Here is a 25,965-nt window from a genome sequence, read left to right on the forward strand (position 1 = left end):
AGCGAGCTTCTCCGCGGTCGTCTTGGCCGTCACGCGTCTGTCCCCTTCCGTACGCCCGCGTCGAGCTCGGTGAGCCGACGCGCCAGATGCTTACCGACGGTACCGACCACCGGTTCGTCGACCATCGCGAGGTGGTCCCCGTCGAGCTGGACGACCTCCAGGTCGCCGACGATGCGGGCCCAGCCGCCGTCCGGGTCGATGTGTGCGTAGCGGGGCTCGAGCTCGATCGCCCCGTCGTGCATCCGCTCCGCGCGGTACAGCACGAACGGCACCTCGGCGCCGACACCGGCCCAGGTGGACAGGTCCGCGCTCTGCAGGATCCGGTTGTCGACGAAGCTGGCCCGCTGGTGTTCGATGACACCGCCGCCCATGGCGTTGGCCTCGGCACCCAGTGCCCCGAGAAGCATATCCAACACGCCGTCCTCACCGTGCTCGGCCAGGAAGTCCCGCGGGACCTCCACGTCCAACCCGTAGGTGCGCTTGGCGAACTCCGAGTACCGACGCCACCGGGCCTCGGTCTCGTCGAGGGTGTCGGGGATCGGCTCCGACGGCTGCACGGTGTCCAGCAGGACCACCAGCGCGACCTCGTCGCCAGCGGCCCGCAGTTGCCGGGCCACCTCCACGGCCAGCGCGCCGCCGAAGGACCAGCCCCCCACGGCGAGCGGACGGCCGGCCGCGATCTCGCGGATGCGGTCCAGGTAGCTCGCGGCCCGCTCCTCCAGCGGCCCCTCGACGCGCTCGACGCCGTACACCGGGGTGTCCACGCCGAGTCGGTCGACCAGCGGCTCGTAGACGAACGACGACCCGCCGGCGGCGTGGAAGAGGAACAGCGGGGTGGCCTCGGTCGACCCCTCGGCCAGCACGCGAATGTTGCCCTCCACCGCGACCTCGGTGAACGGCCGGAGCAGGTCCGCGACCTCGGCGATCGTCGTGGCACCGGCGACCTGCGCGGCGGTGATCTCGCCGCCCGAGCGGGCCGAGAGCCGCTCGGCGAGAGCGACCCGGGTCGGCTCGTCGACCGGGGGCAGCGTGCCCGTGACGCCGGGTGCCGCGGCGCCGGTGACCACGGCCCACGCACCGAACGCCATGCGCTCGGTGTCATCGCGCGGCGCGATGGCGACCGAGGCGTCATCGCCGCCGGAGCCCTCCTCGGACGCCGGCGCGTCACCGCGTAGCGCGGCCACGTCGACGGCGCCCTCACCGCGGGCCTGCTGGGCCGCCAGGTCGCCGACCCGGTCCGGGTTCTCGACGGCGAACCGCACCATGTCCGCGACATCGTCGAGCGACGCGTCGCGCATCGCCTGCAACTCGAGCGGCGGGATGGCGAACTCGTGCTCGACACGGTTCTTGATCCGCACCGCCATGAGCGAATCCAGGCCGAGATCGAGCAGCGGGAGCTCCCTCGGCAGGTCGTCGGGGCTGTATCCCATCGAGGAGCCGATGATCCGGGCCAGGCGGTCACCGATCGCTTCGCCGGAGTCGGGGTTCCAGCGGGTGTCGACCTCGTCGCCGTCGTCCTCGTCGTCGACCACCGGCGCGTCGGACTCACTCGACACGTAGTGCTGCTCGGGCGCGGAGTCCGGGGCGATGGGGGCGCCGCCGGTCACGGCGCACTCGGCGACCAACACGAACGCCGCGGTGGCGTCGCCGGCGCGGGCGTGGACCTGCACCGACGCGCCACCCGGGTGCGGGGTCATGGTGGTGGTCACGGAACCGGCGGCCGGCAGCACGCCGGGCCGGTTCACGGCGGTGAGGGTCGCACCCTCGAGCACCGACGCCGCGGCGGCGGTCATCAGCGCGTCGACGCTGGGCACCACCTCGGCACGGACCTGCCACGCGTGTCGACCGTCGGGCAGCGCGACGTGCGAGCCCGGCATCCGGCCCTCGCCCGACCCGCCCCCGGCGGTGACCTTGGGCCACAGGGTGCGGCGCTTCCACGCAGTCCCCGGCACCGGCGCGTACCGGCCGGGGCCCGTGACGTAGCCGTGGATCATCTCCACGACGCTGGGCACGTCGATGGTGTGACCGTGCACGTACAGCTGCGCGACGGCGTGCAGGAGCGTGTCGGCCTCGGACTCCTTGCGCTTGAGCGTGTGGAGGAGGTTCGGCTCCATGAGCCCCGCGTCGAAGCAGGTCGCGGCCACCGACATCGCCGCCACCGGGTTGGGCGCGAGCTCGAGGAACGTGACGTACCCGGCCTCGACGGCCTTGCGCACGGCGTGGGTGAACCACACGGAGTGCCGCATGCCCTTGACCCAGTACTCCTCCGCGTGGACCGGCTCGTGACCGGCGCGGTAGAAGGTCTCGCGATCGACCGAGGAGAACAGGCCGGAGGTGAGCTCGCGCGGCTCGAGACCCGCGATCTCCGCGGCCAGCTCGCCCAGGAGCATGTCGACGTCCGAGGTGTGCCCGGCGCCGCGGACCTGCAGCTGGCGGGCGAACTTGCCCTGCTCCTCGACCCACGCGACGAAGTCGGCGACGGGCTTGGCACGGCCGCCGACCGTGGTGTGGGTGGGCGCGGCGTAGACGGCGGGCTCGATGGAGGCGAACTGCGGGTTGTCGGCGATGATCTGCGCGATCTCCTCGGCCGAGTACTCGACCAGCGCCATCGCGCCGGCCTCCTCCTCCGAGACCTGCCCCTCGGCGTCGCCCATGAGACGCGAGCGCACGCAGATCACGCGGACGGCGTCCTCGAGGCCGAGGCCTCCGGTCGCGTACGCGGCGGCCACCTCGCCCATCGAATGCCCGATCACGGCCTCGGGCCTGGCCCCGAGCGCGCGCAGGGTGTCGACCAGTGCCACCTGGATGGCGAAGATCCCGACCTGGGAGTTCTCCAGCTCGTACGTCTGGGAGTCATCGAGGATCAACTCCGCGATCCGGTAGCCGGCCTCGAAGTCGATGAGCTCGTCCACCGCGTCCAGGCACGAGGCGAACAGCGGGTTGGACAGGTACAGCTCCTTGGCCATCTTGCGGTGCTGGGACCCGAAGCCGGAGAACACCCACACGTCGCCGGTGCCGGCGGGGGCGTCGGCGCTGAACACGCCCGGCCCGGGGTCGCCGGCGGCCAGCGCGCGCAGGCCCGCCACGAGCTCGTCGCGGGTGTGGCCCACGACGGCGCCGCGGGAGCGACCGTGGTTGCGGGTGGCGAGGGTGCGGGCGACGGCACCCAGGTCGACCGAGTCGTCCTGCGCCTCGAGCCAGTCCGCGATCTGACCGGCCGTGGACTTGCGGCGCGACGGCAGGGAACCGGAGACGACGAGCACGGTCGCGGGGGCGCCGGGCACGGAGGTGCCGGTGGTGGCCAGCTCGTCGGCGTTGCGCTCCACGGCCTCGGCCACGCAGCGTGCGATGTCGTCCGCGGCGGCCGGGGTCGCGGCGGCCGGGGCCTCGGGGGCCTGGGCTTCGGCGGCAGGGGCGTCAGGGGTGGCGACCTCGCCGGCCCGGACGTCGGAGACGGAGTCCTCGTCGACCGTGGTCTCCTCCGACGCGCGCACCGGCGCCGGCTGGTACTCGGCCACCACGACGTGCGCGTTGGTGCCACCGAACCCGAACCCGGAGATGCCGGCCAGGGCGCGCCCGCTGTAGCGCGGCCACCCGGTGGTCTCCGTGACCACGCTCAGTCGCGCGGCGTCGAAGTCGATGTACGGGTTGGGGCCCGCGAAGTTGATCGTCGGCGGCAGGGCGTCGTTGGTCATCCCGAGGATGATCTTGGCGAGGCCGGCGGCGCCCGCGGCCGACTCCATGTGGCCGAAGTTGGTCTTGGCCGAGCCGAGCAGCGTGGGGCGGTCGGCCTCGCGGCCGCGGCCGAGCACCTGGCCCAGGGCGGTGGCCTCGATGGGGTCCCCGAGGATGGTGCCGGTGCCGTGCGCCTCGATGTAGTCGACCTCGCGCGGGTCGACGCCCGCGTCGGCGTAGGCCTGGCGCAGGACGGCGACCTGGGCGTCGGGGTTGGGTGCGGTCATACCGTTGGAGCGACCGTCGGAGTTCACGGCGGACCCCTTGATGACGGCGAGGATGTCGTTGCCGTCCCGTTCGGCCTCCGACAGGCGCTTCAGGATGAACACTCCCCCGCCCTCCGACCGGCAGATACCGTTGGCATCGGACGAGAACGCCTTGATCCGCCCGTCGGGGCTGAGCGCGGCACCGGTCTTGGCGAAGCCCATGGTCGCGGCGGGCGCGAGCATCATGTTGACACCGCCGGCGACGACCAGGTCCGATTCGTGCAGTCGCAGCGAGTTGACGGCCTCGTGGATCGCCACCAGGGACGTCGAGCAGGCGGTGTCCAGCGTCATGGACGGGCCGCGGAAGTCGAACGTGTACGAGACCCGGTTCGAGATGATCGAGTTGGAGGCGCCGGTGACCGCGTACGGGGAGGCCGCAGCGGAGTCCGAGGTGAGGAACACCTGGTAGTCGCTGGAGGACGATCCCATGAAGACGCCGACCTCGTGGCCCTTGAGGTCACTGGCCGGCAGGTGGGCGTTCTCCAGGGCCTCCCAGGTGAGCTCGAGTGCGAGCCGCTGCTGCGGGTCGACCATCTCGGCCTCGCGGGGGCTCATGCCGAAGAACTCGGCGTCGAAGTCGCGGACCTCGGCGTCGTCGAGCCAGCCGCCACGATCGGGCGCCTCGGACAGCACCTGCTGGACGTAGGCGTCGCCGGACCACTCGGACCAGCGGGTCGCCGGGCGGGGGGTGGTGGCGTCCCGACCGGAGGCGAGTAGCTCCCAGGTCGCCTCCGGGGTGTCGGCGCCGCCGGGGAAGCGGATGGCGAACCCGATCACGGCCACGTCGAACTCCATGCCCGCGCCGCGGTCACGGAACGTGTGGAAATCGGTGGGCGCCTCGGATTCGACCGGTCCGTTGACGACGTACTCGGCCAGCGAGGCGATGGTGGGGTGCTGGTAGGCGACGGTCGCGTCGAGTGGTCGACCGATGAGGTCCTCGAGATCGGCGGACAGGGACACCGCGTCGCGGGACGACAGGCCGTATTCCTCCAGCGAGCGGTCGTCGGTGACCTTGGAGATGTCGAGCCCGGTGGCCCGGCAGACCCAGCCCCGCATCCATTCGCGGAGCTCTACTACCGTCATCTCGCTCTGTGCCATCGTCCTGGCTCGCCTTTCCTCGGGTGTCGTCCGGTGTGTCCCGTCGCGGCGGGGCACCCGTGGTGCTTGAACCGGCCCGGCCGGGCGGACGCTACTGCGCCGGCAGGTCCGGGAAGGCGGTCTGCTGGTGACCCCCGCGCAGGGTGCCGTCCACGTAGGCCGCCTTGCACGCGCGCCGCGCGATCTTGCCGCTGGACGTGCGGGGGATGGATCCGGCGGGGACCAGCAGCACGTCCTGGGCGGTGACGCCGTGACGTGCCGAGATCGCCGTGCGGACCGCGTCCGCGATGGGGCCCGGGTCGGCCTTGCCGGCGCCGGGTGCGCGCTCGCCGACCACGACGAGCGTCTCCGAGGAGTCATCGGCGGCGATCTCCGCGCCGTTACGCGCCTCCATCGGCAGCTGGTTGGCCGGCACCGAGAACGCGGCGACGAATCCGGGGCGCAGCGCATCGGAGGCGCCCTGCGCCGTGTTCTCGAGATCCTGCGGGTAGTGGTTGCGGCCGGCGACGATCACCAGGTCCTTGACGCGGCCGGTGATGTACAGCTGACCGTCCACATAGGCGCCGTAGTCGCCGGTGCGCAGCCATCGAGCGTCGGAGGGCACGGTCCCGAACTCCCGGACCGTGCGGGACCCCTCCTCGAGGCACTCGACGAGCCGGTTGCCGAAGGTGGCGTCCGACTCCTCGGGGCGCCCCCAGTAGGCGCGACCGACGTTGGTCCCGTACAGCCAGATCTCGCCGACGCGCCCTTCGGGCAGCTCCCGCCCGGTGCCGTCGTGCTCACCCGTGGCCTCGTCGATGTTCGCCTCGACGATGGTGGCCCACTGGCTCGGTGCGACGTACCCGCAGGCGACCTGCGGGATCGCGTCCTCGTTGCCTTCCACCTGCGCCGGGTCGAGGACGGTCATGACGCCCTTGTTGAGGTCCGACCGGTCCACATGGATGACGATCGCCTCGTCGTCGCGGCGCGGCGAGGAGACGAACAGGGTCGCCTCGGCCATCCCGTAGGACGGCTTGATGACGGTCGGTGCGAGCCCGTAGGGCGCGAAGGCCTCGTTGAAGGCACGCATGGAGGCCGGGGTGACCGGCTCCGAGCCGTTGATGATGCTGGTCACGCCGGACAGGTCGAGGGTCTCGCCGTCCCTCGGCAGCCCCCGGCGGGCGGCGTGCTCGAACGCGAAGTTGGGCGCGGCGGCGAACACGCCGTCGCCGTCCGACATCGCGCCCAGCTGCGAGACCCAACGACCCGGGCGCTGCACGAACGCGCGGGGGCTCATCACCGTGATGGTGGCCCCGCCCATCGCGGGCAGGATCACCGTCAGCAGGCCCATGTCGTGGAACAGCGGCAGCCAGGTGACCCCGCGCGACGCGCGGGTCAGCCCGAGCCCGTCGAACAGCTGCATGACGTTGGTGACCACGTTGCGGTGGGTGATCTCCACACCGGCCGGTACGCGGGTCGAGCCGGAGGTGTACTGCAGGTAGGCGATGTCGTCGGCGCCGAGATCCGGTCTGGTCCACCCCGAGCCGAGCTCCGCGGGGATGGCGTCGACGGCGACGGTGCGCGGACGCTCGCGCGCCGGCAGGGAGCGGAACAACGTCCGGACCCCGGCCGCGGAGTCGGTCGAGGTGAGGATGACCGCGGGCGTGCAGTCCGCCAGGACCGCGTGGAGGCGGTCGTGGTGACCGGGCTCATCGGGGTCGAACAGGGGCACCGCGATGAGCCCGGCGTGGATGGCCGCGAAGAACGACACGATGTAGTCGAGGCCCTGCGGCGCGAGGATCGCGACCCGGTCCCCCGGCTTCGCGACCTGCTGGAGGCGGGCGGCGATGGCGTAGAGCCGGTCACCGAACTGCGACCATGAGAGTTCGTGCACCTCGCCGTCACGGGAGGACGAGTAGTCGATGTAGCGGTAGATCAGCCCGTCCTCGGCAGGATCCTCGCGGGCGGCGGAGACATTGGCTTCGACGAAGTCGACAAGGGTGGTGCGATCAGGGATGACGATCGCCCCACCGGCGTCGTGGTACTGCTCGAACTCCACGTTGCTCCGTTCCGATCCGTCTTACGTTGGTCGACGTCGTCGACCACGGAAATGCCGGGTGCACTGACGACAAGCTTGGTCGATCCTACAGCGTGCCCCAGAGCGCATCCGAACTCCGAATCATCCGGCTCGTCAGGCGTGTCGCAGGCCGAGCCCTCCGGAGGACGTGGACGGGTCACCCGTGGGCGATCTCCGGGGCGGCGTCGACGAGCTCACGCACGTGCCCGATCGTCCACTCCGGGACCGTCGTCCCCTCGATCACGTCCGGATTGGTCGCGTACATGGCGTGGATCGCGTTGTTTGCGACGAACTCCTGGAACCGGGCGGCGCCGTCCACGACGTTGAGCGGGGCGTTGCAGATCAGGTCTCGGGAGTCGCAGATCTGGGCGGTCCTGTCGCCGAGCTCGCCGAAGCCACCCGGGCGGGGCCCGGTCATGGTGGCGCCGGCGATGAGCTGGGTGAGCCCGGTGGCCGGCTGTAGGGAAATCTCCATCCCCTGCCCGTTTCCGGGCGACAACCCCGGCGACTGACCCTGGCCCGGCACGCGGCGGCCGTCGGCGATGAGGACCGATCCCCGGACCAGGTCGGCGGGCACCGGCCCGTTGCCGGTACCGATCTCGCTGGTGAGGTCACCCGCGATCACCGCACCCTGGGAGAAGCCCAGGAGCACGAACGACGTGTACGGGCACCGCTCGTGCGTGGCGGCGAGCTCGGCGCGGGCCCTCTCGGTGCCCTCCGCGCGGCTCTGGTCGTAGGGGATCTCGTTGGGCGCCTGCGGGTTCCTGAACTGGGCCACGTAGGGGACGGTGAACACCTCGAGCCGGTCGTCCGGGTACTGCTCGCTCAGCGGGTCGGTGATCGTCCTCAGCAGGGCGTTGGGCAGGAAACCCGGGTTGTACGGGTCGTCGGTGGGGCTGCTCTCCCAGGTCCCCGGCACGGCGACCATCTCCACGTCCGGACAGTCCGCGGGCTGGGTCAGCTCCGGCTCCCCCGGGCCGGGCAGGGGCCCGTCGGGACCCGTGGGCAGCCCACGATTCCCGATCCACCATCCGATGCCCAGCACCAGCAGGACCACCAGCACGAGTGCCCCCAACGAGCACCCGAGACGACGGCCTCTCCCACGACGCATTCCGCGAGCCACGATACGAACTCCTTCCCGGCCTCCCCGCTCGACTGGGGCGGGTGGCCGACGACCGGTCAACGCCCCGGTGGCGCTGCGGGTTCCGGGAGCACCGGGAGGGTGTCCCGTCTCACCCCGGGGCGACGCGGGCCGGGTCCTGCCGGACCGGGCGCCGCGGCGCTGTGTGCATTCGTCGGACTACGGACAGAGCTGGCCCGCCGAGGCGTCCACCACGACGCGGGAGAGCTCGTCGACCTCGCGATCCGAGTACCCGCCCGCCGAGATCTGACCGGCGACCGCGTCGGCGATCGTCGTCGTCTCGTCGGCGGCGCCCCCGGTCGTCCGGATGCGGCAGATGGTGTTGCCGGCGGCGACGAGCGAGTCGGAGAGGTCCGCGGTGTCGATGCCCTCGCTCTCCAGCGCCGCGAGATACCCGCGCTCCCGCGCGCCGACGGCCGGGGCGGTGTACCCGGAGGCGTCCGGATCGACGGGTGCGGGCGCCTCCGTATAGCGGCCGGAATCCTCCGTCGCGGGAACGCGCGACACCCCGGGTGATCCGCTGCCGCCCGGGGGCGGGGCCAGCGTCTCGGAGTCGGGCACGCCGGAGACCGTCGAGTCCCCTCCGCCGCAGGCGGTGAGCATCCCACCGCCGACGAGCAGCGCGGCGGTCAGCGTCGCCAACCGGGTTCTCACGACGAGATCTCCGCCCGGCCACCGCTCACGGTGATGCGGCCGCCCTCGAACTCCATCTCCTGACCGTCCCTCGTGGTGCGCAGCGGGCCGGTCGGGTAGCCGAGCCGCCCGCGTTCGTAGTCGACCGTGCCCCAGGCGTCGAACACCGGCCCACGGGGGACCACGTGGGCCCCGGTGCGCGGGGACCAGTAGATGTACCCGCCCTGGAACCGGCTGAACGCGCCGTCCCGGGTGCTCAGGGCGATCTCGTCGGTGGTCGGGTAACCCAGCTCGGAGTTCTCGGCGCCGGCCTCGCGATAGGTCTCGAGGATCTTGCCCTCGACGACCTTCGGGCCCGTCTCCTCGGACCAGTAGACGGTCCCGCCCTGGAAGCCCTGGACGACACCCGGCTTGTTGGGGTTGGTGATCTCGTCTGTGGTCGGGTAGCCGAGCTCGCCGCGCTCGGTGCCGCGCTCCTGCCACATCGCCCGGATGCCACCGCGGACGGCGTGCGACCCGGTGGTGGGCGACCAGTAGATGACGCCGTTCTGGAAGGTGGAGAACCGGCCGCGGCCGTCCGGGGTGGTGGTCTCGCCCGAGGTCGGCAGCCCGAGCACCCCGTCGGGGCCGCCCTCGGCCTGGTAGGCCGCGCCGATCGCGCCGAGGACCGAGTGGGCCCCGGTCCCCTGCGACCAGAAGGCGCGGCCGAAGCGGAAGTCGGTGGCCTTGCCGCCGCGGACGTCGTACTCGCCGGTCAGACACGGCCCCAGGCCGGGCTGCCGCTCGGCGAGGCGTGCGATGTCGCCACTCGCCGCGCACGGCTTCTCGACGTTCTCGATCCCCACCGCCGTCGCGAACTGCGGCCATGCCTGGGTCATCTCGAACTGCCAGTACGGCCAAGTGTGCGTGCCGGACGGGCGGAAATTGGCGGTGACCTCGACCCCGGCGGCGCGGGCCCGGTTGACGAAGGTCTGCGTGGTCATCCGCGAGAGCAGCTCGAGGCCGTAGCCGGGGAAGTTGGTCGGGATGTCCGGCAGGCCGGACGGCTGGTCCCAGGGCCCGGTGTTGCCGCTGCCGGCGGAGACGTAGACGCTCTGCCCGCGCATCTTCTCGGTGTGGAGCTTCGGGTCCTGTTCCTGCCAGCGCCGGGACCCGAGCGGGCCCCACATGCTCTCGGCCGGGTAGCCGCCGGCGTCCTGCATGGCCACCTTGACCGCCTCGGGCATCCCGAAGCTGGTGGTGTCGAGGAAGCCCGAGTAGCTGGCGGCGAAGTCGAAGTGATCCGGGTAACGCTGGGCCAGCATCATCGCGGCCGTTCCGCCCATGGACAGTCCGGCGACGCCGTGCTTGTCACCCACCCGCCAGTCGCGGGCCAGTAGCGGCGGCAGTTCCTGCATGAGGAACGTCTCCCACTGGTACGCCGAGCCCTTGGCGTCGGAGACCCAGTCCGTGTAGAAGCTCGACTCTCCACCGATCGGCAGGACGATGACGGCGTTCTTGGCGTCGAAGAACTGCGAGATCTTGGTCTCGAGCGTCCAGCCGCTGGCGTCGTCGCGGGCCCGCAGCCCGTCGAGCAGGAGCAGGGACGGGTAGGTGCGCTCGGGGTCGGCGTTCCACTGGGCCGGGAGCATGAGCTGCACCTGGATCGCCTGCTCCATGGCTGGTGACCGGACCCAGAGTGCCACCCGGTTGGCGGACTTCCACTCGACCTTGTCGAGCCGGACACCGGACGGCGGCGTCGACGGCACGCGCAGGGTCGGCGCCTCGGGCGCAGTGGCGGGACTCTCCGCGGGGGTCGACCGCGCCGGGCTCTCCGCCGGGCTCGTCTGCCCCGGGGTCGGCCGGGACGGCGTCTCCTGTGCCGCCGCGACGGGCGGGAGGACGAGACCGGAACCCACCACGGACGCCACGAGGGGAGCCGCGAGGAGGGACGCCCACCGGTGCCGGGGGCTCGCGTCTGAGCTGGGGGTCGCCATGTGTTGTTCTCTTCCTTGCCGCGTCGTCTCGCCGAATAGTTAGTGGGCGCGCGTCAGAACGACCCGCGCCACATGTATCCGGAGCCCGGGTCCGTGGTGCGCCCGCGGGTTCCCCTCCCGCGGCCGAACCCGGTGGTCAGATGCGACCGGGGCCCCGCACGAGAATCTACGCGCGGGGCCCCGGTGTGACGGGTGAGGACTCGCTGACGGGAGTCCGATTCGTCGGCTAACTCTGCGCGATCACCACGCGTGGGCGTCCATCACGTCGAGGATCTGCGCCGAGCGGGCCGCGATGAGGTCGTCGTTCCAGTAACCCCAGCCGTGGATGCCGGTGGTGCGGTACTCGAACGTGGCCTTGTTCGGCGCGGCGTTCATGGTGTTCTGGAACGCCAGCGTCGAGCCGCGGGACAGGCCCTCGAGGATGATGCCGTTGAACGTGTTGAACACGGACTGCAGGCTGGAGGGCTGGTCGTACCGGCCCGGGATGGCGGACCCGGCGGTCACGTACATCGGGATGTCGCGCAGCTTGGCGGCGTTGAGCAGCGGGTCGTGCTCGCCCCACTTCGGCGAGCCCGGCAGACCCCACATGGCGAACGGGTCGCACTTGCACTGGTCGAACATCGCCAGCGGGATCATGGTGTACATGCCCGGGGCCGTGGGGTTCATGTAGCCGGAGAACACCGAGACCTGCTTGAACTGGTCGGGATGCTTGGCGGCGAGCGTCGCGGCCGCGGAGCCGCCCATCGACAGGCCGGCGACGGCGTTGTTGTTCGGGGCCACGCCGAAGTGGGCCTGCAGGTAGCCGGGGAGCTCCTCGGTCAGGAACGTCTCGTACTTGTACTCGAGCAGGTTGCCGCCCAGGTTGATGGGCCGCTCCCAGTCGGAGTAGAAGGACACCTGGCCGCCGACGGGCATGACCAGGGTGATGTTGTCCTGCAGGAAGATGCGCTGGGCCTGGGCGTCGTGGGTCCACGCGTTCCAGTCGTCACGGGCGCGCAGCCCGTCGAGCAGGTACAGACCGGCGTTGCCGCCGAAGCGGGCCGGCTGGACCTGGACCTTGATGTCCCGCTTCATGGCCGGCGAGTAGACGTTGCACAGCTGGACCCAGGAGGCGACCGGGTCCCACTGGCAGCCGGGACGCAGCCAGTTACGGAAGCCCACCGGGTTCTCGTCACCACCGGCCGGCCGGAACGCGGGGGCGGCGGGCGGCGCGGCAGCCGAGCCCGCGGACCCGAGGCTGGCCGACGAGCCCTGCTCGGTCGCCTGGGCACCGGCCAGGGCCGGGGCGCCGACGACGAGCCCTGCGGCCGTCGCCAGTGCGGTGAGCCCGGCGGCGAACCTGCGCCGGAGGGTGGAGTGGGACATTCGTGTGTTCCTTTGTTCGTTCCTGGTGCCCGGGAGGGCATCGGTGACGTTCATCGGACCGGCCCCACCAGGGGGAGGACCGGAACTGCGACATCGAGTTCATCGATACTGTCGCGCACTTTGGGGCAGGTGTTACAGGTCGGGGACCATTTCGACCCCCGACTGTTACCGTTTCGAGACAACAGCGTGCGCAACACTACCGAGTGCCCTGATACTTCTCCACTTCCTCCGGCATCGGCAGCCCGCACCTCTGGACCTCGTACGCAGGGATTCTGTTGATCCTGTACTCGGCGTATGAGAATGCATTCACCACGTTGGACCAGCGCCTCTCGAGGGTCAACGGGGCCGTGTAGGACTCGATGAGTGCCTGCGTGGCGGGACACTGGAGCGCGACCTCGGCCTGGTTCACCCAGTTGACGTCGATCCACCGCGGGAAGTTGACCGGGTCCTCCACGACTCCGGTGCGCGCGAGCACCCAGTCGTACGGCAGGAACTTGTCATGCCCGATCCGGCCGTCCTCCATACGGTCCGTGTGCGCGGCCAGCGGCGAGGCGAGCCCGACGGTGTCGTAGACGTCCACGTCGAGCGGCAGGTTCATGCTGGTCATGCCGAGGTTGAGGAACACCACCGTCTTGAGGGGCTCCTCCGGCAGCTCGAACGGTGCCAACCCGGGCATCGGTCGGTCGTAGGACACCACGTCCCACCGGTCCTGGAACCCCGGCACCGGGAGGAATACCGCGCCGGTCCGGTTCCGGGTGACGTCGTTCACCAGGGCCCGCATCCGGGGGAAGTCCAGATAGTCCTCGGCGAGCAACGGGTGCCTGTGCCCGGTCCGCTGGATGTAGAACTGGCGCTCGTCGACGATCCCCGCCGACGTGATCGACTCCGGTTCCTCCCGGAACGGGTTCTCGGTGACCTGGACGGTCACCGCCCAGCCGACGACGACGAGCCACGCGGCCGCGATCGCCGGGACCGCCACCCGGCGCACCGAGGCCTCCGCGGACCCGCTGGCGGGACCGACGGGGAGGGGCACCACCGAGACCGGCAGGAGCAGGAGGAACAGAGACGGCAGCAGCACGCGGCCGTGCATGAAGTCGCCGCCGACGCGGATGACGTAGAGCAGCATCACCAGTGCCACCACGAGGAACACGATCGTGACGACCGGGGTGGAGCGGGCCCGGCGGCGCAGCCGCGGCAGGCGACCGCCCTCGTCGTCGTCGTGGTCGTCGGCGTCGTGGTCGTCGGCGCCCCCGCCATCGCCGCCACCATCGGCGGCGCCACCATCGGCGCCCCGCGGATCCGCTATCGTCCCTCCGGATCTGCTACTCCAATCCGGGTAGCGGATCCGGAGCGGGAATAGCGGATTTCCGGGGCGGGGGGCGAGGCGGGCCCAGAGGGCGACCATTCCCGCGACGAGCACGGCGGCCAGCGGCACCAGCAGGACGTACGGCGACAGCAGGTTCCACAGGTACTCGGCGCCCTTGTCCCACTTCGACCCGCCGGCGTCCTTGGCCACGGCCGTGAGCGGGTACGGCAGCGCGTAGAACGACATCCGCCATACCTGGTAGACCACCGGGACCGCGCCGGCGATCACCACCAACCACCCGAGGTGACGCCACGACTGGTGGGCGACGGCCATCAGCGCCAGGAACGCCGCTGCGGCCAGCGCCATCTCGGGGCGGACCAGGGGGCCGAGCCCGGCGAGGAAGGCGATCGCGGCCGTGCCCGGGGTGGGCAGGCCGAACCGGCCCTCACGATGGGGCGCCCGCGCCCACAGCTGCAACCCCAGCCACATGGCGCCGATCCAACAGATGACCAGGCCCGTCTCGAGACCCGAGGTGGCGAAGTCGCGGGCCGGGGGCAGCATCACGTAGACCAGCACGCCGAATGGCAGCAGCACCATCGGCCCACCGGCGGGTGCGCGGCCGGTGCCGCGGTACATCACGTGGGTGCCCAGCATCGCGAACACCACCGCGAGCATGCTCAGCGTGAGCGCCACACCCAGGACGACCAGTTCGAGCCGGTACCCCACGATCTCGTGGACGCCGTAGATGAGGTACGTCCACAGCGTGGAGGTGTTGGACTCGACCCGCTCCCCCGCGTTGAACACCGGGCCGTTGCCGGCGATGAGGTTGCGGACGGTGCGCAGGACGATGAGGCCGTCGTCGGCGATCCACCGACGCTGCCAGGCGCCGGCGAAGAAGACCGCCACCACCACCACGACCCCGGTCCAGAAGACCGTCCCGGTGCGCCCGAACCGGCGCGCCGCCGTCACCTGCGACATCGTCCGTCCGCCGGACTCAGGCGATCGACGGGACGATGTAGACGCCGATCACGACGGTGAGAACCCACAGCGCCGCGAGGACCTGCAGGACGCGGTCTCCGAGGGCGATGTCCTCGGGCTCGCCGGCCTGCGCGGCGTCGACGTCGACCGCGTAGCGCAGGACGGCGATGGTGAACGGCACGATCGAGATCTGCAGCCAGATCGCCGCCCCGTTCGGCTGCGTCGGGTCGGAGCCGCGGTCGTACGCCCACAGGGCGTAGCAGAGCACGAGCACCGTCGCCGAGAGCGTCCAGACGAACCGCAGGTAGGTGGGGGTGTAACTCTCCAACGCCTTGCGGATCTTGGCGCCGGTCTTCAGGTGCAGGCTCAGCTCGGCGTAGCGCTTGCCGGCGGCCATGAACAGCGAACCGAACGCCATGACCAGCAGGAACCACTGCGAGATGTCGACCTCGGCGGCCGCGCCACCGGCGACCGCGCGCAGCAGGAAGCCGGAGGAGACGAACGCGATGTCGAGCACCGGCTGGTGCTTGAGCCCGAAGCAGTACATGAGCTGCAGGACGATGTACACGGCCACGACGATCGCCAGGGCCGGGTGCGCCAGCAGCACCGAGATCGCGATCGACGCGATGATGAGTACCACCGCCATGCCGTACGCCAACCCCACGGGCAGGACGCCCGCCGCGATGGGGCGGAACCGCTTGGTCGGGTGGGCGCGGTCGGCCTCGACGTCCAACGCGTCGTTGATGAGGTACACGCTCGAGGCGGCCATGCAGAACGCCACGAACGCGATGAACACCGAGAACAGGACGCTGCCGTCGGTGAGGGTCTGGGACCCGGCCGCCGCGGGCGCGGCGATGACGAGGACGTTCTTGACCCACTGACGCGGCCGGAGCGCCTTGACCATGCCGTCGAGGAGGTTCTTGGGCGGCGCGCCCTTGGCATCCTCCTCCGCCTCGGCGATGTCGTCGATCTCGTTGGCGGTGTGCGGTTCGGCGCCGAGGAGGTGGTGGTCTGCCCCGCCCCGGGTCACCGGCGCTCCGGACTGATCGGTCATCGCTTCTCCTCGCGGTTCTGGGTGACGCCTGGGCCCGCCGCGCCGTCGCGCAGTGTCTCGGGCAGCACGCTCTGGACGGCGGCCGAGGGCCACACGGCGCGGGTGAGCGCAGCGCAGCCCGCGCCGACCGCGGCTCCGGCGAACACATCCGAAGGGTAGTGGACTCCCAGCACCAACCTCGACGCCAGCATGACCGGCACGAGCGCCGGCGCCACCGGGACCCCGACCACCGACCCCGCGAGCAGCGCGAACGCGGTGGTCGACGTGGCGTGGGACGACGGGAAACTGAGCTTGGAGGGGGTACCGACGCCGACGGTCACCGCGGGGTGGTCCGGGCGCCGCCGACGGATGACGCGCTTGACGACGACGGAGGTGGCATGGGCGCCGACGCTGCCGAGGCCGACCATCGCCCACCGACCGCGGCGGGCCGGATCGACGGCCATTCCCGTTGCCGCGACCGCCATCCAACCCAGCGCGTGCTCGCCGACATGCGATAGCGTCACGGCCGCCTCCCGGGAACCGGGCACGGCCAACAGCTGACGCTGGATCGCCGCCAGCAACCGGACCTCGCCGGTCGGTACGGGGATCTCCACGGCGGGATCGGACACCACCGGATCAGGATTCGAAGACACGGCCCCAGGCCTCCTTGGTCACGAGATCGGCGTGGGCGTCGCGGTAGCGGCGGCGCATCTCCGGGAACCGGCGGAACAGCTCACGGTGCACGGCGGCCGACTCCTTGAACAGGGCGGCGGCGAGGTCGCGGTCGCGCTTGCGGTAGACGACCCCGCGACCGTCGGCGGTGGTGACGGTCGCGCCGTCGACCCTGCTGAGCGAGTACCAGCGGGCCTCGATCGGCGGGAAGTTCGCCTGCGGCACCTCGTGGTGCGTCTTGTCGTCCCTGCTCAGGGTGTGGGCAAGGCCCCGCGCCAGCGCCACCGCCTTGCGGACCGGGCCCCTCGGCTCGGAGTGGATGCCCGCCGGGCCACCCGACGGTGCGGGCAGGTCGACGGCCGACGGGATGACCACCGCGTCGGGGAACTCCGCCCGCATCGCGCGCACCTTGGGCAGCGCGGTGGGCAGCAGTTCGTACAGGGCCTCCGGCCCCCTCAGGAAGTCCCGGATGGCCTCGATCTGGATGGCGACCGTCGAGTACTCGAGGCACACCAGGTGCTTGACCAGCGCCTTGAGGCTGGACTGCATGATGCCCCTGTGGTCGCCGTCGTGGTACATCGACGCCACCACCAGGCGGTTGCGCAGGTGGAAGTAGGCCTGCCAGTCGATCGCGTCGTCCTTGTCCGACCACGCCATGTGCCAGATCGCCACGCCCGGCATGGTGACGGTGGGATGGCCGGCCTGCCGCGCGCGCAGCCCGTATTCGGCGTCGTCCCACTTGATGAACAGCGGGAGCGGCTGCCCGATCTTCTCGGCGACCACGCGCGGGATGAGGCACATCCACCAGCCGTTGTAGTCCACGTCGATGCGGCGGTGCAGCGGCTTGGGGTTCTCGCGGTCCGTCAGCTGGTAGCGCGAGAAGTCGTAGTCGTAGTCCGCGTGCGGGGCGGCGGTCCACATGAAGTCGTGGGCGCCCACCACCTCGCCCATGGTGTGCAGGTGGCTGCGTTCCTGCAGGTTGAGCATCTGCCCGCCGACCAGCATCGGGACCGTGGAGAAGCGTCCGAACGCCAGGGCCCGCAGGATCGAGTCGGGCTCGATCTCGATGTCGTCGTCCATGTACAGGATGTACGGGGAATCGGTCAGCCTGCGCGCCTCGTACATGATGCGGCTGTAGCCGCCCGAGCCGCCGAGGTTGGGCTGGTCGAAGATGTGGAGTCGGTCCCCGAGGAACTCCGCCGCCTCCGCGAAGCCGGGCTCGTCGCGGACCTTGCGGTCGCCCTGGTCGGGCATGAGGACGGCGTCGATCACGGCGTCGACCTCGGGATCGGAGGTCAGTGCCCGCAGCGCGGCCACCGCGTCGCCGGGCCGGTTGAACGTGGGGATGCCGACGGTGACCCGCCGGTCGTTGGGCACCTGTACGGCCGGGTCGGGCGTGCCGTCCGGGCGGGCGTCGGGACGCGTGGGCGGTGCGTCGACCGAGGAGTACCACCCGCCGGCGAGCAACTCCACGTCCGTGTCGGAGGTGAGGTCGAACCAGATCCAGCCGCCGTCCTCGAACGGGCCCAGGTCGCAGACGAACTCGACCGTCGTCACCTGGTCGGCGCGGCCCGGTTCGCCGACGACGTCACCGGTGACCGCGATCCGCGAGCCGTCGATCTTGGAGCGGTACAGGTCCACGCGACCGGAACCGCGCACCGTCAACCGGAGGACGACCTCGCCGAGGACGGACCAGCGCCGCCAGTACGCCGCGGCGAACGCGTTGAAGTAGGTGGCGAACGAGACCTCGGAGTCGGCCCCGATCCGCAGGGAGGTCCGGGCGGAGGAGTGCGCGCGCCGGACGTTGGTGGGCGCCTCGGCGAGGTAGAGCGAGCGCACGTCGAGCGGTTCACCGGCCCGCGGCAGGATGATGCGTTGGAGGCATTCCCGGCCACGTGGAGCGGAGAGCGCGACGACCGACCGCTCGATCTCGTCGATCAGTTCGTGGTGGCCGTGGTGTTCCATGTGTGCCAGTCCCCGTCCCGACGGCCGGGGGCCGCCCTCATCAGCCTTGCTGCGCCTCGCCCTGCCCGTACGGCGGGCAGGAAAGCCGGGTCGATCGTACCCGTCGGGGGCGTGATGCCCAGTCCAGCACGCGCCGCGGCCCACCCGGGCCGGCGGAAGAAGTAGGTTCGTCCCATGCACCTCACCGGATCCGCCCGCCGCCGCCCGACCGTCCGCACCGCCCTGGGGGTGCTCGCCCTCGCCACGCCCCTCGCGCTCGCCGGGTGCGGCTCCGATGACGCCCCGTCCGACGACGCGGCGACCACCGGGGCGACCGCGGCGTCCCAGTCCGAGGGCCGCGAGTCCGGCGGGTCCACCGGGGGCGCTGTCGAGTGCCCGCCCGCCGAGGGCGCAGCGGAGCGCACCACCTCGTTCGACTCGGCCCCGCCGATGTGCCTGACCGACGGCGTCGACTACTCCGCCGTCATCACCACCGACGCCGGCCCCGTCACCGTGGACCTGCTCGAGGAGAAGGCCCCGGAGACGGTGAACAACTTCGTGTTCCTGGCCCGCAACAAGTACTACGAGGGCATCACGTTCCACCGCGTCATCCCCGGCTTCATGATCCAGGGCGGCGACCCCCAGGGCACCGGCAGCGGCGGCCCGGGATACGAGTTCGCCGACGAGCTGCCCGAGTCCGGCGAGTACGAGATCGGGTCGATGGCCATGGCCAACGCCGGACCGGACACCAACGGCTCCCAGTTCTTCATCGTCACCGGCGACTCCGGCGTCTCCCTGCCGCCGGACTACAGCCTCTTCGGCACCGTCACCGACGGAATGGACGCCGTCACCGCTATCGAGGACGACGGCAGCCCGCAGGGCCGGCCGCAGACGCTGCACACGATCGAGTCCGTGGAGATCGTCGAGGGCTGAGCCCGCCCGGGCCGGACGCCCGGGCCGGGCGGCTCTAGTACCCGCTCGACCCTCCGCCGCCGGAGAACGACGCGTTCGAGTAGCCGGTGGTGGTGGAGCTGGCCGCCTGCGCCGCCTGCACGTCGTGCGCGTGCCAGCTGGAGACCACATAGAACGGAACGAAGCCGTTGTAGCCGTACCCGGCCCGCCAGTCCCGGTCGTACAGCCGGGGCGCGTGGCGGTCGCCCGCGTCGTCCGCCGTCTCGACGTCCGCCATCTCGCGCGCCCGGATCGCCTCCACGACGATCCGGTAGTCGACGACGAGCCGGGCGTAGCGGTCCATGAAGTCGGGCGCCTGCGTATCCCGGGCCAGCTCGTCGGCGCGGGTGTCCAGTGCCCGGGCCTCGGCGGCCAGTCGCTCGTCCTTCGTCCCCAGCGCCGCGGCGAGCATGTCCTCGTGCAGCTCGCCGAGCTGGCGACGCCGCACCTCGGCGTCGCCCTGCTCCATGCGGAAGAGCTGGTCGATGTTCTGCTCCGCCGTGGTCATCTGGTCGACCGTGGTGTGGGCGGTGTCGATGTCACCGGCCTTGGCGCGGAACTCGGCGTCCGTCGAGTCGGGCCGCAGGTCACCGATCCGGCCCATGACGGTGTCCAGCGCGAGGAACCGGCCGCGCACGTCCTCCCACTGGGAGCGCAGCTCGTCATCGGCCAACGGGGAGGTGAGCGAGTTGGCGCGGATGTCCAGCCCGCTGAGCTCCCCCGCGACCCGTCCGTATTCGCGGGAGACCCGGTCGTACCGCTCCCTCGCCGTCGTCGCCTTCTTCTTGCGGCTCGCCGCGACCCCGGCCCCGACCGCGCCGGCGACGACCACCCCCGCCCCGGCGAACGCCCACGGCAGCCACGCCGGCGCGGGCTCGGGCTCGGGCTCCGGCGCCTGCACGGTGGGATCGGCCGCCGCCTGCGCACCCGCCAACAGCCCGACCGCGTGGTTCTCGCGCCGCATCGGGTCCTTCATCGCCTCGAGCGAACCGTCGAGGTGGCCGCCCTCGAAGAGGTCGAGCGCGGCGCACACGTCGTCCCCGCAGTAGATGCCGACGTCACGCGCCTCCGTGTCGTTGGCCACGATCAGGGTCCCCGGCGCCCACTTCTCCCTGTCCTCCGCCACGAGATCCGGTCGCTCGGCCTGGGCGAAGCGCTCGGTGGTGTCGTTGAGGTTGTCGCCGTCGTCGTCGAAGACCAGGTACTCGACGCGCGCCACCTGCGGCGGGAACGCGATGCGCCCGGTCTCGGTGCGGAGCAGGTCCTGGTCCCCGGGTGAGAGCACGCCCGCGCGGTCGGTGATGCCGACCTCGACCGTCTGCGCCGGGGCCGGCGCGGGGGCGGGGGCCGGCGCCTGCGCGCGGGCCGGCGCGAGCGGGAACAGCAGGAGCAGCAGTCCCGCGACGCCGGCGAGCACCACGAGCAGGCGCAGGGCCGGGGCGGTCGTCGTCCGTGTCATGACCCGAGCCTAGTGCCGCAGGTGGGCGGTGGCGGCGACACCGGTCGGCGATAGTCTCGACCGGGTGTTCGTCCTGGAAACGCTCATCGCCCTCACCGTCGCCCTGACGACCGCGTTCGGCGGCCTCGTCGCGGAGGACCTCATCACCCGAGACGCCTCGTGCACGATCTCCTCCGTGCCGGACCTGTGGTCCGAGGCCTGCACGTCCCCGTCCCGGCTGGGCTGGTTCGTCGGCACCCTCGTCGTGCTCGTCGTGGCGATGGCCGTGCGGGCGTGGCTCCTCGCCCACAACGGCACCCTGTACTACCTGCGCCTGCTGCCGGCCGAGAGCGCGGACCGGATGCGCGCCGCGGTGGACGTGGCCAACGCGCGCAGCCTGGGCTTCCGTTCTGCCACCGGGTGGTTCGGCACCGCGAACGAGGTGGTGGACCTGCGCCGCGAGGTCGACCACGTCTCCGACGAACTCGAGCGGGCGATGAACGACGACGACGACGCGACCGGCTTCGTCCTGGCCCCCAACCTCGCGTTCCCGGCGGCGCTGGCGGTGGGATACGACGTCCTCCTGCGCGAGCGCACCCACCTCGCCGAACTGCCGATCGAGGCCCGCAGGCGCCGCCTGCCCGGCGGCGACACGGGCGTGCGGACGGTGTACTTCGACGACGGCGACGACATGTGGGCCGAGCGCCGGTGGCGCTCCCGCCGCAGCCAACCGGGAGCCGAACTGTCGATGATCACCCTCCCCGCCGGGTCGGCGACCGCGGCGCGGGCCGACCGGACCTCCGTGCAGAGGGTCTGGCTCTCCCTCCAGCTGGACGGGGGCGGTCCGGTGTCCGAGGTGGACGCGGGGCATCCACTGCGGGAGGCGGCGGACCTCGTCGTCGTCGTCGCCCCCACCGGCGGCGCGGGCGGCCCCACCGACGGCTCGGACGGCTCCAACGGCTCCGGCGGCGCGCGCGGCGCCGGATCGGACACCACCGCGACCCTCCGCCCCTGGACTCTCCCCGCCGGACGGTGGTACCCGGGCGCGAGCGGGCGACAGATAGACCGGCGGGCCTTCGCTCGGCTCGTCGAGGAACTGTCCGGCGCGGTCGAACAGGTCCTCGACGACTACCCGGAGGCGCAGGTCCTGCTGTCCGGTCGGATGCCGCGGAGTGTGGCGTTCGCGCTGGGCTACGTGATCTCCCAGCGCAAGGACGACCGGATCGAGGGCAAGCGCGCGGCCCTCCACCCGACCCGGGCCGACGACACCCGCGCCGAGCGCGCCCAGGCCCGGGCGGAGAACGAGGGGCTGAGCTCGCTGAGCCGCTTCTGGACCTCGGTCACCCCGGTGCTCGAACACCTCGGCGAGGCTAAGCCCACGCTCGTGCACGCGGCCCAGCGCGATGCGGTCGTGCGCGGGCTCGTCGCCCCGGCCGGCAGCACAACCGCCGAATCCGCTACCCCGACTGGGGATCCGCTATCCCGATAGGAGTAGCGGATCCCGATTCCGAGTAGCGGATCCTGGGGGTCAGGCACGCGGTACGGGCCCGGCGCCGCGGCGAGCAGGCTCAGCCCTCGAGCGGCGCCCCGTCGCGCAGGTGCGGCGCCAGGGTGTTGTCGAACATCGTCAGCGCCGAGGCGATCGCCATGTGCATATCGAGGTACTGGTAGGTGCCCAGCCGGCCGCCGAAGAGCACCTTGTTGGCGGCGGTCTCGGCCTTGGCCCGCTCGCGGTAGGCGGCCAGCCGCTCACGGTCGGTGGACTCGTTGATCGGGTAGTACGGCTCGTCGTCGCGCTCGGCGAAGCGGCTGTACTCGCGCATGATCACCGTCTTGTCGGTGGGGTAGTTCTTGCGCTCCGGGTGGAAGTGGCGGAACTCGTGGATGCGGGTGTAGTCGTATTCCGCGTCGTTGTAGTTCATCACCGGGGTGCCCTGGAAGTCGCCGGTGGGCAGCACCTCGGTCTCGAAGTCCAGGGTGCGCCAGCCCAGCTCGCCGTCGGCGTAGTCGAAGTACCGGTCCAGCGGGCCGGTGTAGACCACCGGCGCGTCGGGGCTCGCGGCACGGACGGCCTCGCGGACGTCGAACCAGTCGGTGTCGAGCACCACGTCGATCTTGTCGTCCGCCGCCATGTTCTCCAGCCACGCGGTGTAACCGTCGACGGGCAGGCCCTCGTGGGTGTCGTTGAAGTAGCGGTTGTCGAACGTGTACCGGACGGGCAGGCGGGTGATGTTGCCAGCCGGCAGGTTCTTGGGGTCGGTCTGCCACTGCTTGGCCGTGTAGTCCTTGATGAACGCCTCGTACAGCGGGCGGCCGATCAGGGAGATGGCCTTCTCCTCGAAGTTGGCCGCGTCCTCGGCGGAGAACTCGGCGGCCTGCTCGGCGATGAGCGCGCGGGCCTCGTCGGGCGAGTAGTAGCGGCCGAAGAACTGGTTGATCAGGCCCAGGCCCATGGGGAACTGGTACGCCGTGCCCTTGTGCATGGCGAACACGCGGTGCTGGTACCCGGTGAAGTCGGTGAAGCGGTTGACGTACTCCCACACCCGCTCGTTGGAGGTGTGGAACAGGTGCGCGCCGTACTTATGGATCTCGATGCCGGTCTCCGGCTCGGGCTCGGAGTAGGCGTTACCGCCGATGTGGTGGCGCCGATCGAGCACCAGGACGCGCTTGCCGAGCTCGGTCGCCGCCCGCTCGGCGACGGTCAGGCCGTAGAAGCCCGACCCCACCACGATGAGGTCGTAGGTGTCCCACTGCCGTTCGCCTGCCATAACCGTCGGGCCTTTCCGTAGTACGTCGCCGCGGTGTCCGCCGGGTAGTGCGTCCGCCGGCCGCTCGCCTGACCGCGCGCCGGTCGGCGCGGGTGCGGGTCCCAGGGTATCCGGCGGGTCGGGGGTGGGTTCAGGGCACGCCGACGACGACGAGGTGGACGACTTCTCGAGACGACCGCGGTGGCCCACGGTGCAGGTGGGGCGTCGGCGCCGTCGTACGCCGGTTCGAAACTACATCCCTGTAGTCCCAATATTCACGTCTTTATCACTTGGTTTCACGAGTTTCTTGGATAACATTGACCTCGTTCGTCACATTCGTCCCAGTGGTCGCGCTCCGGTGCGGCCTCCGGGCAGTTGTGCCCCGCTGGTGAGCAGCTTCGGGACACAGACATCTGATCTGGAGAAGCCCTTGAGAACACGACGCCGCCCCCTGTACATCAGTGGTCGACGCCGGACCCTCGCCCTGGCGGTGGCGGTCGCGGCGTCCGTCGTCACGCCCCTCGCCGTGTACGGGGCGGACCAGGTCGTCCAGTCCGGCGACGACATCGCCACCACCGCGGGCAGCGCCCTGCCCACCGCCGAGACCGAGGTCCCGCTGGCCGAGGCGCCTCCGGCCGTCGGCGTGGAGACCGACATCGCCTCCGGCGGCACCACGGTCCGCCAGGTCACCTCCGACACACCGTTCTCGATGGCCGGCGTCACCTGGAAGGGGCACAACCCGGCCGCCGTCGCCACCCTGCGCGCCCAGAACCCCGACGGCTCGTGGGGCCCCTGGTACGAGGCCGAGTCCACCGACGGCAAGGGCGAGAGCGTCACCGGCACCGGTGGCACCGAGCCCGTCTATCTGGGGACCGACACCACCGCCGTCCAGATCACGCTCTCCGGGATCGACCTCGCCGACTCCTCGCTGGCCGACGCGCCCGAGGTCACCGTCCCCGACGACGAGGCCGCCCCGGCCCCCGCGAAGCCCACCGAAGACGCCGCTCCCGCCGCCGCTGATACCGGCGCCGCTGATTCCGCCCCCGCTGACGCGGACGTCGCGGCCACCCGCGCGGCCGAACCCGCCGCCCCCCGGACCTCTGCTCCCGCCGCGCCCGCCGGCCCCACGTCCGAGCCGGCCCGGCCGGCCGCCGACAGCGCCCCGCCGGTTCCGACCCGGTACGCGGACATCAAGCCCGTCGCCGAGACCTCGGGCCTCGACGCCGGCTCGGGCAGCGCCGATTCAGGCAGCACCGACCTGGGCAGCACCGATTCGATCGAACCCGCCTCGGTCAAGGCCGTCCTGCTCTCCCCCGACGACACCCCGACGCCCGATCCCGAGGCGTTCGCCGACATCACCGCCTCCGGCGGCAGCGGCACGCACGGGGACATCGCGGCCAGGCAGCCGTCGATCATCTCCCGCTCCGGCTGGGGCGCCGACGAGTCGATCCGCTGCCGCAGCGCGAGCTACGACCCCACCCTCGCCGCGGCGGTCGTGCACCACACGGCGGGCAGCAACGACTACTCCCGCGAGGGGTCGGCCAGCGTCATGCGCGGCATCTACACCTACCACGCACGCACGCTCGGCTGGTGCGACGTCGGGTACAACGTGCTGGTCGACAAGTACGGCCAGGCGTTCGAGGGCCGCCACGGGGGGCTCAGCCGCAACGTCCAGGGCGCCCACGCCGGCGGCTTCAACGGCAACACCTGGGGCATCTCGATGATGGGCGACTACTCGACCGTCTCCCCGTCGGACGCCACCGTCCGCAAGGTCGGCGAGATCATCGGCTGGCGACTGTCGGTCGCCGGCGTCGACCCCAAGGGCACCGACACCCACTACTCCGAGGGCACCTCGTACACCAAGTACTCGTACGGGACCGCCGTCCGGCTGCCCAACATCTTCGCCCACCGCGACGTCGGCCTCACGTCCTGCCCGGGCAACTCCGGTTACGCCAAGATGGGCCAGATCCGCGACATCGCGGCCTCCTACGCCAAGAGCGGCGGGGGCGGCGCCCCGGCCCCGACCCAGCCGAGCCCCAGCCCGGGCACGGGCGGTGGCACCGGTGGCGGCGGTGGCACGGGAGGTGGCACCGGTAGCGCGGATCTCCCGTCGGTCATCACGCAGGGCAGCGTCCAGGAGGCCGTGACCTCCGCGCTGCGAACCGTCCTCACCGGCGGCAAGCTCGATCCCGCGACCCTGACCCGGATCCTCACCGGCGGCAGGTCGCTGGCCGACATCCCGATCGACGCGGGCTCGGTGCAGGACGCGATCGGCCTCGACGCGGGCTCGGCACAGAACGTGCTCAGCCGCGACTTCTCCGGGCTCGCCCAGAAGCTGGCCGGCCCGCTCGGCAAGGCACTGTCCGGAGTCCAGCGCTTCGGCGACGTCTCCCTGGTCAAGCACGAGAACGGCGCGCTGTACTCCTCACCCGAGACGGGCACGCACCCCGTGTGGGGCGTGATCGGCGACGCGTGGGCCGCCCAGGGCTTCGAGCACGGCCCGCTCGGACTGCCGGTCTCCGCGGAGGCCGAGCGCGCCGACGGGACGGTCGCCCAGCGGTTCGTCGGCGGCACGCTGGTCTACGACCCGGCGACCCGGGAACTCACCGTCGAGCCGAACCCCTGA

At 71.6% G+C, this 25,965-nt stretch carries 15 protein-coding genes; 3 read left to right on the forward strand and 12 right to left on the reverse strand.

Annotation, left to right across the window (positions count from 1 at the left end):
• Positions 1–29 precede the first annotated feature (29 nt).
• From pks13 to CK206_RS09440, 10 genes are all read right to left on the reverse strand, one after another.
• On the reverse strand, positions 30–5,099 hold the full coding sequence (gene pks13 / locus CK206_RS09395) for a polyketide synthase Pks13 (RefSeq protein WP_096906238.1): 5,070 nt from the start codon (positions 5,097–5,099) through the stop codon (positions 30–32).
• A gap of 91 nt (positions 5,100–5,190) precedes the next feature.
• On the reverse strand, positions 5,191–7,137 hold the full coding sequence (gene fadD32 / locus CK206_RS09400) for a long-chain-fatty-acid--AMP ligase FadD32 (RefSeq protein WP_096906239.1): 1,947 nt from the start codon (positions 7,135–7,137) through the stop codon (positions 5,191–5,193).
• Between the two features lie 175 nt (positions 7,138–7,312).
• The gene (locus CK206_RS09405) at positions 7,313–8,278 is read right to left on the reverse strand and encodes a cutinase family protein (RefSeq protein ID WP_082923820.1); all 966 of its coding nucleotides are present in this window, start codon (positions 8,276–8,278) and stop codon (positions 7,313–7,315) included.
• A gap of 177 nt (positions 8,279–8,455) precedes the next feature.
• Positions 8,456–8,950 (reverse strand): DUF732 domain-containing protein, encoded by a 495-nt coding sequence (locus tag CK206_RS09410; RefSeq protein ID WP_067714813.1) that lies wholly within the window; start codon positions 8,948–8,950, stop codon positions 8,456–8,458.
• Positions 8,947–10,905, reverse strand: a complete 1,959-nt coding sequence (locus CK206_RS09415) for an alpha/beta hydrolase-fold protein (RefSeq protein WP_096906240.1) — start codon at positions 10,903–10,905, stop codon at positions 8,947–8,949. Before CK206_RS09415 ends, CK206_RS09410 begins: the two co-directional genes overlap by 4 nt.
• Before the next feature lie 240 nt (positions 10,906–11,145).
• Positions 11,146–12,270: an alpha/beta hydrolase family protein gene (locus CK206_RS09420; RefSeq protein WP_096906241.1), complete on the reverse strand. Its 1,125-nt coding sequence runs from the start codon at positions 12,268–12,270 to the stop codon at positions 11,146–11,148.
• 196 nt (positions 12,271–12,466) lie between these two features.
• Positions 12,467–14,554 (reverse strand): arabinosyltransferase, encoded by a 2,088-nt coding sequence (locus CK206_RS09425; RefSeq protein WP_096906242.1) that lies wholly within the window; start codon positions 14,552–14,554, stop codon positions 12,467–12,469.
• A gap of 16 nt (positions 14,555–14,570) precedes the next feature.
• The gene (locus tag CK206_RS09430; protein WP_096906243.1) at positions 14,571–15,608 is read right to left on the reverse strand and encodes a decaprenyl-phosphate phosphoribosyltransferase; all 1,038 of its coding nucleotides are present in this window, start codon (positions 15,606–15,608) and stop codon (positions 14,571–14,573) included.
• Positions 15,605–16,240 carry a phosphatase PAP2 family protein gene (locus CK206_RS09435; protein ID WP_069388758.1) on the reverse strand — a complete coding sequence of 212 codons (636 nt, stop codon included), beginning with the start codon at positions 16,238–16,240 and terminating at the stop codon, positions 15,605–15,607. Before CK206_RS09435 ends, CK206_RS09430 begins: the two co-directional genes overlap by 4 nt.
• Positions 16,224–18,224 (reverse strand): glycosyltransferase, encoded by a 2,001-nt coding sequence (locus tag CK206_RS09440; RefSeq protein WP_069388759.1) that lies wholly within the window; start codon positions 18,222–18,224, stop codon positions 16,224–16,226. Before CK206_RS09440 ends, CK206_RS09435 begins: the two co-directional genes overlap by 17 nt.
• A gap of 174 nt (positions 18,225–18,398) precedes the next feature.
• Here CK206_RS09440 and CK206_RS09445 point away from each other — a divergent pair, with 174 nt between their 5' ends.
• Positions 18,399–19,136, forward strand: coding sequence for a peptidylprolyl isomerase (locus CK206_RS09445; RefSeq protein ID WP_096906244.1), 738 nt, complete (start codon positions 18,399–18,401; stop codon positions 19,134–19,136).
• A 34-nt stretch (positions 19,137–19,170) separates the two neighbouring features.
• Here CK206_RS09445 and CK206_RS09450 read toward each other — a convergent pair whose 3' ends face one another.
• Positions 19,171–20,613, reverse strand: a complete 1,443-nt coding sequence (locus CK206_RS09450; RefSeq protein ID WP_096906245.1) for a DUF5129 domain-containing protein — start codon at positions 20,611–20,613, stop codon at positions 19,171–19,173.
• A gap of 64 nt (positions 20,614–20,677) precedes the next feature.
• Between CK206_RS09450 and CK206_RS09455 the strand changes: the two genes are divergently transcribed.
• Positions 20,678–22,081, forward strand: a complete 1,404-nt coding sequence (locus CK206_RS09455; RefSeq protein ID WP_096907384.1) for a hypothetical protein — start codon at positions 20,678–20,680, stop codon at positions 22,079–22,081.
• 79 nt (positions 22,082–22,160) lie between these two features.
• Here CK206_RS09455 and glf read toward each other — a convergent pair whose 3' ends face one another.
• Positions 22,161–23,360, reverse strand: a complete 1,200-nt coding sequence (gene glf / locus CK206_RS09460; RefSeq protein ID WP_069389387.1) for a UDP-galactopyranose mutase — start codon at positions 23,358–23,360, stop codon at positions 22,161–22,163.
• Positions 23,361–23,769: 409 nt separating this feature from the next.
• Between glf and CK206_RS20670 the strand changes: the two genes are divergently transcribed.
• Positions 23,770–25,965: an N-acetylmuramoyl-L-alanine amidase gene (locus CK206_RS20670; protein WP_305790958.1), complete on the forward strand. Its 2,196-nt coding sequence runs from the start codon at positions 23,770–23,772 to the stop codon at positions 25,963–25,965.

The sequence above is a fragment of the Dietzia sp. WMMA184 genome (assembly GCF_002441635.1).
In the GTDB taxonomy this organism is placed as follows: Bacteria; Actinomycetota; Actinomycetes; order Mycobacteriales; family Mycobacteriaceae; genus Dietzia; species Dietzia kunjamensis.